General features: G+C 27.0%; 9 protein-coding genes. All 9 read right to left on the bottom strand.

The window, feature by feature from the left end; all coding sequences use genetic code 4:
* Positions 1-2: 2 nt before the first annotated feature.
* The 9 genes from hpt to NMG77_RS00090 all read right to left on the bottom strand — a co-directional run bounded on the left by hpt (position 3) and on the right by NMG77_RS00090 (position 11,649).
* Positions 3-542, bottom strand: a complete 540-nt coding sequence (gene hpt, locus NMG77_RS00130; RefSeq protein WP_255034690.1) for a hypoxanthine phosphoribosyltransferase — start codon at positions 540-542, stop codon at positions 3-5.
* Positions 543-556: 14 nt separating this feature from the next.
* The gene (gene ispF, locus NMG77_RS00125) at positions 557-1,024 is read right to left on the bottom strand and encodes a 2-C-methyl-D-erythritol 2,4-cyclodiphosphate synthase (RefSeq protein WP_255034689.1); all 468 of its coding nucleotides are present in this window, start codon (positions 1,022-1,024) and stop codon (positions 557-559) included.
* 268 nt (positions 1,025-1,292) lie between these two features.
* Positions 1,293-2,162 (bottom strand): hypothetical protein, encoded by an 870-nt coding sequence (locus tag NMG77_RS00120; protein ID WP_255034687.1) that lies wholly within the window; start codon positions 2,160-2,162, stop codon positions 1,293-1,295.
* Positions 2,163-2,354: 192 nt separating this feature from the next.
* Positions 2,355-3,848 carry an ABC transporter ATP-binding protein gene (locus NMG77_RS00115; protein WP_255045852.1) on the bottom strand — a complete coding sequence of 498 codons (1,494 nt, stop codon included), beginning with the start codon at positions 3,846-3,848 and terminating at the stop codon, positions 2,355-2,357.
* Positions 3,849-4,168: 320 nt separating this feature from the next.
* Positions 4,169-4,795, bottom strand: coding sequence for a hypothetical protein (locus NMG77_RS00110; protein ID WP_255045851.1), 627 nt, complete (start codon positions 4,793-4,795; stop codon positions 4,169-4,171).
* Positions 4,796-5,150: 355 nt separating this feature from the next.
* A complete protein-coding gene (locus NMG77_RS00105; protein WP_255045850.1) occupies positions 5,151-5,720 on the bottom strand; it encodes a hypothetical protein in 570 nt (189 codons plus the stop codon).
* 431 nt (positions 5,721-6,151) lie between these two features.
* Positions 6,152-6,769, bottom strand: coding sequence for a hypothetical protein (locus NMG77_RS00100; protein ID WP_255045849.1), 618 nt, complete (start codon positions 6,767-6,769; stop codon positions 6,152-6,154).
* Positions 6,770-6,980: 211 nt separating this feature from the next.
* Positions 6,981-7,490 (bottom strand): hypothetical protein, encoded by a 510-nt coding sequence (locus NMG77_RS00095; RefSeq protein WP_255045848.1) that lies wholly within the window; start codon positions 7,488-7,490, stop codon positions 6,981-6,983.
* Positions 7,491-7,563: 73 nt separating this feature from the next.
* Entirely contained in the window at positions 7,564-11,649 is a 4,086-nt protein-coding gene (locus NMG77_RS00090; RefSeq protein WP_255045847.1) for an ABC transporter permease, read from the bottom strand.
* Positions 11,650-11,785 lie beyond the last annotated feature (136 nt).

Here is an 11,785-nt window from a genome sequence, read left to right as displayed (position 1 = left end):
TTTTAATCTTTCAAAACCATATGACCTACAAAGGGTAAGTTTCTTAACTTATCCTTATAGTCTAATCCAAAACCTACTAAGAAACCGTGTGGAACTTCAAAGCAAACATAGTCTGCTTTGATATCAACCTTACGTCCTGAAGGCTTGTCTAAGAAGGTTAATAGTTTAACTGATTTAGCCCCTCTTTGTTTTAGAAGATCTAAAACAATCTTAATCGTGTTACCACTATCAATAATATCTTCAACTAATAAGACATTTTTATCCCTAACATCATAGGCTAAGTCCATTACAATCTTAGGTGCGCCTTGTGATTTTGTTTCCCCCTTAAATGAACTTAATGTCATAAAGTCTAGGATTACTTCACAATCAATTTTATCAATAATTTTTCCAATAAAAGGAATGCAACCTTTTAAGATTCCCACTAAGACGATTTCATCGTCTTTGTAGGTTTCATTAATTCATTTAGCTGCTTTGATGGCAGCTTCATTTATCTGTTCATTGGTAATTAGAACTTTTTCAATTTCGTAGTTTAATTTAGCCATATATCCCAATCTTTCTATTTATTACTACTCATTAAAACAACACATGAACATGCTATTTCATTTCTAGGTTCTTCGTAACTTTTAGCCTTTACATTTACTTGTTTACAACCAGTTAGTTTCATTAAAGAACTTTTAATTTCCAGTCTAACTGGATCAATTCTTATATCTTGAGCAAAAATTGTTAAATCAATGTTTACAAAATCCAATTTAAGCTTTTTAATTAGTTTTAAGCAGTAGTTTAAAATAGTTTTAGAATCCAAACCTTTATTAGTTGGATCATTTTCATTGAAATACATTCCGATGTCACCAAAAGCACCGCAACCTAAAACAGCATCGCTTAATGCGTGGATGACTACATCACCATCTGAATTTGCTATTACTTGTTGGTCTGCTTTAATAGGAATTCCACCCAAAAAAATCTGGTTGTTTTTCTTATTTTTTAGTTTGTGACTATCAAAACCTTGACCGATTCTTATTTCCATAAATTTTATTATAATTATATAATTATAATTTTTAATTTATAAATTAAGACTAACTTTTATTAGGTTAGCGAAAACAGATATTTTATTAAAAAATATTAATTATGTTTTTATACACCATTAAATTATATATATATATATATATATGATTATTTTGATATGAAAATAAACTTTCGAACGACATTCGAAAGTTTATTTATATGCTAGTTATATAACTTAGTAGTTTTAGTTAAATTTGATTCTTCATATAAAACTAATATGCTAAATGTTCTTATTTTTGTTTTGGTTGAAAGTTTTTTATAGATTTAGATAGTAACATACCCAAATCATCATTGGCTACATACAAAGCTCTAAATAAGCTTTCCTTTGTGTTTTGCGAAATGAAACTACCTTCGAAATATTTTTTACTAAATATATCATTTAAATTAATTTTTGTTGCTGATACATTTTTAATATCATACTTATCTAAAATAGTTTCAACTTTTTTATTTTCTTTGGTTTCGCTTCCATCTTGAACCATCTTATTGGTTTCAGATTTTTCAGCATTATCCTCTTTTTTCTTTACGATAGATTCTGATTTTAAAAGAATGTTTAATAAATCTTTATCTTCTTTAATTTGATCCAAAGTTTTTGCACTTATTACGTCATTAGTATATTTTGCGAGACCATATTTTCCATTTTGATTTTTCTTTATAGTTCAAGCTTGCGTATAAATGGTTATTTCTTCTTTATTATTAGCCTTGCTTACTAGTCTTCAACTTAAAAGAACATTTTTTAAATTATCTCAAAAACTTTTAAGCGAAGGGCTAGTGCTGGCAGCTTTATCAAAAATTAGATCATATTTCTTAGTTACATTATCATTAATAAAACCGATATAAGCAGCATATTCCCCTCTAAGTTTGAACATATCAACCTTAGCATCTACATCTTGTGCTTTATTTTTGTAATCTAATTGTTTGTTTTCGTTTTCTAAAGAATCTAATTTAGTTTTAGTGTTTTCAATAGTTGAATTTAGTTCAGATACTTTAGCTCTTAATAAATCGTTTTCAGAACTTAAGTTAGTACAAGAACTGAAAGCTATAGGAAGGATCGGTAATGTAGCAAGGGTACCGATTGCTAACATTTTCTTTGATAATTTCATATCCTATATATATGATTTCTATTGATATATTAACTTACTTTAATAACAGCAAATCTTTAATTATACATTAAATATATATTAAAAAAATAGTAAATAAAGAAAAATTTGATGATTTTTTAAAATTTTGTCCGAAAAACAATTATCAAATTTTTGTTTATAAATAAAAATCGCTAATTTCTTAATTTTAACTAATTAGCTTCAATTAATTTCTCTTACAGTCTTAGGATTTTCATTTCTAACAACTGATTTAATTGTTCCGTCACCTACTCTTATAACCATTGTTGCTATATCGGCAATCAATGGGTTATGAGTAACTATTATTAAAGTTGTTTTATTTTTCTTATTAATATTTACAAACTCTTCTAGAACTACTTGAGTCATTTCTTCATCCAATGCTCCAGTAGGTTCATCACCAAAGATTATTGTAGGGTTTTTAGCGATCGCTCTAGCGATCGACACTCTTTGTTGTTGTCCGCCAGATAGTTCAGTAGGCAACTTATTACGTTGCTCATACATCCCAATACTTTTAAGTAATTGGTCAATATCAGCTCTTTTAGAAGCATCTCTTTGCAGGAACGAACCAATCTCAATGTTTTCTTTAACATTAAGATTGGGTAATAATCCATATTGTTGGAAAATATAACCGATGTTTTCTTGTCTAAATTTGGTTAGTTGGGTATCGCTAAAACCAATAAGGTTCTTATTAGCCACAAAAGTAGTTCCACTGCTAGCTCGATCCATTCCTGAGATAATATTTAATAATGTTGTTTTACCACTACCAGAAGGACCTAGGATAACTACAAATTCTCCTCAAGGAATTTGTAGGTTTACATTCTTTAATACCTTAGTAGTAGTTACGCCATTTGAATAATATTTAGTTACATTCTTAAGATCTATAACATAATCACTCTTAGTAGGAATTACCTCTTTTACTTTATGAGGTTTATTAAGAATTGATACTTTACTTACTTCTAGGTTCCAAAAAGCTGTTTCTAAGTTCTGTTTGAACTTATCTATTTTTTTATAAATATTAGGTAAATTTACAGTCTCATATTTTTTAAGATTTAAGATCTTAAAAAAGTCTTTTATCTTTTGTTCTCTTTGTTTGATTGATACTTCGGTTTTCTTGATTCAATTATCCCCTAGATAAGCATCGTCTGAAACGTTGTTTTCTAGTTTCTTGAAATAATTAATCATGATTGAAGATTCTTCATTAAGAATACTTTCGTATTCTTCTTGAGAATTAGCTTGTTTTTTTCTTTCAACCGTTCGGTTCTTTTGTTTAAGTTCGTAGATATAATCATTAATCATAAAGATTAATTGATTAGTTATCTCATTAACATGGTCTACGAATTTCTTAATAAGGTATTGTTCTTGCTTGGTTTGGAAATTGTAGAAATAAAACATCTTCCCATAAGTTTGGTCAAGGTTTTGTTTTAAATACTGTAAGTTATTACAAAAACTATTAACATTAACTTTAAAGTTAGGACGCAAAGAACAGATTTTTTCTGTTCTTTGTCTTATGTAGTAGATGACATTTCCAATATAAGAATTATAGATATTGTTAAATTCACCAAAGTTATAAACAACATATACTACTGGTTGTTCCCAGTCGATTTTAAGGTATTCTAGATCGTTAGCAATAGTTGCTTCTTTAATATGTTTGGTTATTTGTAAATTTGACATATAACTATATAATTATAAATTTAGCACAATAAGATTGCTAATAATCCTTGATCATAAGATCTATAAGGATTATTAGCTTTATTGTTACTTATCTAATAAGATTGAGTGTTTTGTTTGCTTTTGTTTTGTGATAATGGTTTATCAAGCAATAAAGCATTATCGCAATAGATACTTACATAAAAGTTAATTTTTATAAGAAAAATTATAAATTAATCTCATTAATTTATTACTTAACCAAGTTGGGTATAGGGTACAAAAAATAAAAAAGCATTAATTTCGTTAGGAGAAATTAATGCTTGTAATTAGATTAATAATTGTGTTTATTTATTAATGCTAGCGTTTATTGAACTATCAGTATTCATTTCAAATTTAGAAACACTAAGACTGTTTAGACGTGCTGTTTTGTAATCTGATGATGTTATGATAATAATAAATGAAATTACTGATCAGCATGTAATGATAAGAAATGCATAACTAATCATAGTTAGAACGTAGTATTTATTAACATCAGCTGTAAAGTTTAAGAATGGTTGAAAACCTGATATTGGCAAAATAGACAAGATTATAAAAGTGTAAAGAGTTCAATAAGAACCAGACTTCATTTTATAAGCAAAAGTAGTAGATGTCTTTAAATCTTTAAAACAGAATGGGAATAGACTAGCTAATCATGTATTATTGTTTTTTCTTAAATAAATTAAGTTGTAAATTATAAAAAATAAAGATATTACTAAGGTACCAATGTAATTCTTTACAAAACTAATTACATGTAAATTAGTGCTTGAATAGGTTCAGTTTTTTATACGTTCTGGAGCAGTTTCATGGAATTTCCTAACAACATTTAGCGGACCGAGAATAATAATATATGAAGGCAATACAGCGCATAAAGAAAGTATGATAGCCGCATACGCCAAAAAGGATGAAATTTTTAAAAATTTAGCGCGATCCATGGTTAAGATAACCTAAATTGATTTTTTATTATTATTTTTATTATACGCCTATTTTATTTTTTAATTAATGTACATTTTGTCATACATAGAATTTTTAATCTACAATAATTAGTTTCATAAATATCATTAACTAAATGAAACATAATTTTTATCTATCAACATTAAAACCAAAGAACAATAAAGATAAATTATGATTTTTTACAATCTTCATATAAATCAAACTTAATTAATAAAATAAAAACATAATTTTTAACAACCTCATTAATATATCTAAAAGTTAAGTTAAGACAAACAACAAAAAAGCATTAATTTCGTTACGAGAAATTAATGCTTATAGTGATATTAATAATTATCTTTATTTATTGATACCAGCATTTACCGAACAATTAGATTCGGTTTTAATTTCAATATCAGTTTTCATTTCAATAAAAGTAGACTTGTTCAATTTTGCTGTTTTGTAATCTGAGGTTGTTATAATAACAATTAACGAGAATAATGATCAAGAAGTAACGATTAGAAAAATAATATTAATCATCATCGGAATAATTAATCTATAGTCAACCGCAATGACTGTGAATAGTTGGAAACCCATTAAAGCTAAAATAAATAAGATTATAAAAGTGTAAAGAGTTCAATAAGAACCAGGCTTCATCTTATAAGCAAAAGTATTAGAAGTTTTTAATTCTTTAAAACAGAACGGGAAAAAACTTGCTAATCAAGTATTCTTGTTTTTTCTTAAATAAATTAAGTTGTAAATTATGAAAAATAAAGATATTACTAAAGTACCAACGTAATTTTCTATAAATCTAGCTATAAGTAAATTATCACCTGATAAACCTTTGTTTATATATTCTGGAGTATCTATGCTGAATATCGCTGAAACCTTTGTTCAATCTAGAATAATATTGATATACAAAGGTACCATAACAATTAAGAAAAATACAATTAGCGTGTATGCTAAAAAAGACGAACATTTTAAAAATTTAGCGCGATCCATCGTTAAGATAACCTCAATTGTTTTTTATTATTATTTTTATTATACGCCTATTTTATTTCTAATTAAGGTAAATTTTGTCATACATAAAATTTTTAATCTAAAATAATTAATTTTTCTATAAATATTATTAATTAAATAAAACATAAATTTTAGACTATCAGCATTAAAATCGATCGGCAATAAAAGATAAATTATGACTTTTTATAAGTTTCATATTAATCAAGCTTAATTATCAGAATAAAAAAGATAAAGCCATAACAACCTCATTAAAATATCTAAAAGTTGGTTACTATAAACAACAAAAAAGCATTAATTTCGTAATTAGAAATTAATGCTTATAGCGCGATTAATAATTGTCTTTATTTGTTATTATTAACGTTCATAGAACGATCGTTAGTTTTTGTTTCAATGGAATTAGATTTGTTTAATTTGGCTGTTTTGTAATCTGAGGTTGTTATGATAATAATAAACGAAATTAATGGGCAGCAAATAACGACAAGAAAAATAATATTAATCATAGTTACAACAATTAAATTAGAACTAGTTGCAACGTTTCAGTGTAGTTGATATAATGCTATCGCTAAAATAGATAAGATTAAAAAAGTGTAAAGAGTTCAATAAGAACCAGGCTTCATTTTATAAGCAAAAGTGCTAGAAGTTTTTAATTCTTTAAAACAGAATGGGAAAAAACTTGCTAATCAAGTATTCTTGTTTTTTCTTAAATAAATTAAGTTGTAAATTATGAAAAATAAAGATATTACTAAGGTGGCAACGTAATTATCTATAAAACTAGTTAAACGTAACTTAGTAATTGAAACAGTAGTAAGAGTTGAAAAAAAATCATCAACAAATAGATTATTAACTTTTATTAAATTGAAGATAATACTAAGATACACAGGCATAACAACAAACAAGAAAAGTATAATAACCGCATATCCCATAAAGGATGAAATTTTTAAAAATTTAGCACGATCCATGGTTAAGATAACCTCAATTAATCTTTATTAGTATTTTTATTATAAACCTATTTTATTTCTAATTAAGGTAAATTTTGTCATACATAAAATTTTTGATCTAAAATAATTAGTTTCTTATAAAACTAACCAATTTTAGATATTAACCAAATATGAAAAATGTTTTGAATAAACCTTTTGGTTTTATTCAAAACAATAGATAAATAATTATTCCTTATTCATTAATTTGGTTTTCTATAACCTTAATAGATAAACTAATGTTTTTATTACATTTACTTTTAGTGTTAGGTTTGGTTTTTATTCGATAAACAGATCTTAATCCTTGATTATTTAATCTTTGGATTAAATAATGGTATGAGATCTTGGTTTTGTAATCAGAACCAAGATATAAGTTATAGTATTCCAGGATATTTAAGTTTTTAGTTGATTGCTTAGAATTACTTAATTGCTTGCAGCAATTAAGATAATCTTTATAGATCTTTTGGATCTCTTGATCGGTTATCTTTTTAGTTCTGTTTTGGTTCTTATTTCCATGTGATATTTTGAAATGCAAACCATTATTTTGTTTAATATGTTTTTTATATCTTTGAACTGTTCTGATATTCAACCCAGTATGATCACTTAGTTTTTGGTTGGTAAGTTCTAAGTTAGAAGCTATGAATTCTAACTTAGCTTTTTTATTAAATTCATATCTAGATAATGGTTTTAAATTGTTATTCTTCAAGCCTGTATTTTCCTGTATATATAAAAATTATTATTAATAAATAAGTAAAAGTAATGAATGATAAAAGCTAATGCTAATAGTTTTTTATCTCTTGAGCTATTTTCATTTTCTTAAGGGTAAATCAATTCGTAAAGAATGATATTGAGAAAATCCCCATAACACCTAATAAAGCACCTATAACATGTCCAAAGTTAATGGTTGTAAACAATGCTATCGAGGCGGATTTCAAGATAATTAAATTATATATATTAACCAGAATTAATGAAAGTGGACCACTTACTAGTAACCCAAAGATAAACACAGGGATATAAATTGATAAGAATGATAAGATGATTGAGCGATCAGAAAACCCTAGGGCTTTCATTCTGATCGCGATCTTCTTAAGTTCATCAATCAACATATTAGAAATCAAGATAACAATCAAGGTAACAATCGGTACAATCATAGATATAATTACATTTTGAATTGTTAATGATGTCTTAGATATGTTTTCAAATATCGTCTTGTTAGAGCTACTATTATACAAGTAATTAATCATCGTGTTGTATGGTAAAGAACCATAAACATTAACTAATTTCTTGATGTATTTAACAACATCTTGATCGGTGTCTTTTAACAACGTCCATTTATGGAAGTTGTTATCATCAATATTCTTAACTTCACCTAAGGCAACCAACAAAGCCTTATAATCTTTTACATGTGCTTTTTTACTAGATGATAGATCTTCATAACGAACAACTGGTTTAAGACTTGATTCAAAATTCTTAATACTGTTCTTAATAATTTTTTGTAATTGCTTATTATCATCTGAAAAATTAGAAGTAGATGGGAACAATCCTGATTCCGAAAACAATGGAGTCGATTTTTCAAACGCATCTAGATCATCTGAATAATAACCATTAAAAGGCAATTGCTGTTGTATTTCAAAGTCACTAAATCCAAGGAGTTTATTTGCTAAATCATAAGAAGTATATATTTCATTATCTCTAGCAGAGCTAGAAATCCCGATTATTTTAAATTTTACATTTTGATTCTTAACATATTGATCATGATCAATAATGTTTAGTTTATCTGATATTCGATCAACGCGGTTGGTAATCATAAACTCGATTTCATCTCCAACATATCAATCATTACTTTTAGCTACATAAGAATTAATGATTATTGGATTAAAATCATATTTCTTAAACAACTCTTGATTAATGATGACTTTATCATCATTATACAGAATCGGTCCTAGGTAGTTTTGTTTATCAACTTCTTTGATATCTGTGGTGTTAATTCAATTCTTAATTCCTTTGATTTCTAATTTTTTATCATCCTTGGTCCTTACATCAATTCTTGTGTATGCATATTTAGGCGATTGTTTGTTTTTGCTATCACCAATAGTTTTTTGATCTAAACCTATAAGGTTATAAGTAATCTTGTAATCGATCAAATCATAGGTATTGTTAGCTATGTTTTCAAATTGTTGAATTAAGAAATGAATAAACTCAGGTTTCAACACACCACCACTTAAAGCTTGCTTTTCATTTATTGCATAAACAGCCCTATTAAGTTGAGGGTTATACACCAACTTAATGTAATAGCTAGGATCGTTGTCATCCAAAGTTTTTAACTTTGGATACTCATGATTAGCTATTGTTCTTAAAAAAATCTGATTAGATTTTTCTGAAGCGGCCGCCTGATTAGAAGGCATTAATGAACTTGATAAACTTCAAGGGTTGGCACTTAATATTCCGATCCCTATTAAGTAGTCCAAACCTATTTTGGATTGAACATAGTTCTTAAGGTATGTAATTTTAGAATTCTGATCAATAATATCACTCAAACCAACAATATGTAGGTTAGCTCAACCCGCTTGATTCTTATCAGTTCTAGAATTTGCTAAGAAGTAATCTGATTGATTTTCCCAACCTGGTAAGATTTCATCAGTTTTACCTAGATCTTTAAATTCTTGATATTTTATTAAACCTGATTGTTGAGTTGGCGTAGCCAAATCAACATAATATTTATAGTTATTAGCATCAAACGTGTTGTTTTTAGCTTTTTCATAAACATTAATAGTTGATAATGAAAAAATTAATACAAGCATAGTGGCTGATGATAATAAACATAATATAAATAGCTTTCACATTGAGTTAAAAGCTATGGATATTCTGAACCGATCCATTACAGACATCATGCTTATCGGTTTTTTAATATAAACCGATAACTTACTTACTTTGTATTCACTATCATTCTTAAGTGAATCAACAACATTTTTACGCATTAAGTAAGCTGACACTAAAAAACTAGTAATACCAAAAATTAATACTGGTAAGAAGAAAGCTGTTAATAGTGCTGTCGCACTAAACTTTCTTAGTTCTACTGGTATAAATCAGAAACTACTAAAAGCATTAATAGCTACTTGCTGTAAGATGTATCCTAAAGTATAACCAACGATACCACCGATTAAAGATGGAATAAAACTAAAGATCGCCATTGATAAATTGATCTTAGTTTTATTAAATCCATTGGCTAACAAAATCCCTAGCGTTTGTCGGTTTTTTTCAATATAGTTTTTAACTATTAAGATACCTACCATTAATGCTAACAATATGATAATAGCTGTTAGCATTAATGATGTTTTTTGAATCGTATTTAATAATGAAGGAATGAAATTAGTTCTAGCTGCTGATAAGTTTAAAATATTAGATAGATCATCTGAAAAGTATGCCGCCTTTAAGTTAGGTGGCCATGACATGTTAATTGAAGCTCATTGATTGATTTCATCAAGAATGACTTTTTGTTGTTCTCTTGTTAGATCACGATCGGCAAATCGTGCAACAATATTAGTTTCTATCGGGTTAGTACTAAAAGCTTCTCTTAATCTAGAATATCCAAGATCATTAACATAATACAATCTCTGATTGGCAGGGTTAGGGATAAAATTCGTAAAACTATAAATTGGATAAATTAAATCAGGCGTAATACCTACTCCTAGGATTAGATATTTTGTCTGATCTATTTGGATCTTGTATTTATCTTCAATCTTATTGAATTTATTAATGAAAGCTTCACCATTAAGAGATAACAATTCTTGAATAACATTTTGATTAGTAAAGATCTGTTTATGATCTTTTAATTGATCAAACTTTCAGTTACCAGGAGCTGCGATCGCAAAGTAACTTGTTGGATTAATTAATCTAATACTTAATGGAACTATCTGATATTTCCATTGAAAATTTAAGCTTCAATTATTGTTTATTGGGTTGGTTTCTGTATCAATAAATTCTTCTATTCTAGCATAATCGCTATCATCAAGTTTATTGTTACCGCTTACTTTTTTAGCTGCTTGAACAAACTTTAATAAGTTGGCATCAGCGCTTTGCTCATCAACACCTTTTAATAATGTTTCCAAGATCTTTTTAAGATCTTGGTTGGTAGTTATTAATTTTCTTTTTTCATTGTTGGGAAGTTTATTAAATTCATTTTTTAATTTAATAAACTTATCAACGATTTCATAATAATCATACCTAAAGTCACTAATCTTTTGACCTTCGTATAATACAAGTTTATTTACTTTGTAGTTATTGTTGTTGCGAATAATCTTTTTTTGAAGATTACCTTCACTTACATCTAAAGATTCATAGCGCTCAAAATTGATATTCTTATCGTTTAAGAGTTTGTCAATCTTGGCATTTGGATCGGTTTCTAGTTTTTGTCTTAAACGATTAGAAGCGGCTAGTAGTTCGCTTTGCACAATCCCGATTTTTTGTTCGTTGTTAAGGTTGCTGCTTAAGTTAAGTTCGTAATTAATTAACTTAGAATAAGTATTATCCTTATCATTCTTAATAATGTTGTTTAAATAAGGAGTTATTGATTCCTGGGATAAATAGATTCTTACTTTACTGGTATTTGAAAGATCTGGATTTTGACCGATTACCGATGGTTCTGAATCGTATTGTAATGTACCAAAATCATACTTTTCATTAATCACTAAGTCAGCAGCATCCCCTTGTTGATTAACAAGGGCATATGAACTTTCTAAATTCTTATTTGTGTTATCAAGTAAAGAATAAGTTAACGATGATAAAAAGATTAAAAACGTTAAGCTTATTAAAGCTACTTTAGCTTTCTTAAATGATCTAATAACACTCTTAATTAAATTAAACACTAAATCTAAGTAACTAAAAGTAAATTACTATTAATGGATTATAACAAATTCTATTTTCAAGACTTTTTAAAGATATTAATCCGAGATTAATAAAGGTTTGATTATATCTATTAGTTTTATAAGAATAGCAATATAA

The sequence above is a fragment of the Mycoplasma bradburyae genome (genome assembly GCF_024339025.1).
GTDB classification, from domain to species: domain Bacteria; phylum Bacillota_I; class Bacilli_A; order Mycoplasmatales; family Mycoplasmoidaceae; genus Mycoplasmoides; species Mycoplasmoides bradburyae.
This window is presented reverse-complemented; position numbering and strand designations above follow the sequence as displayed.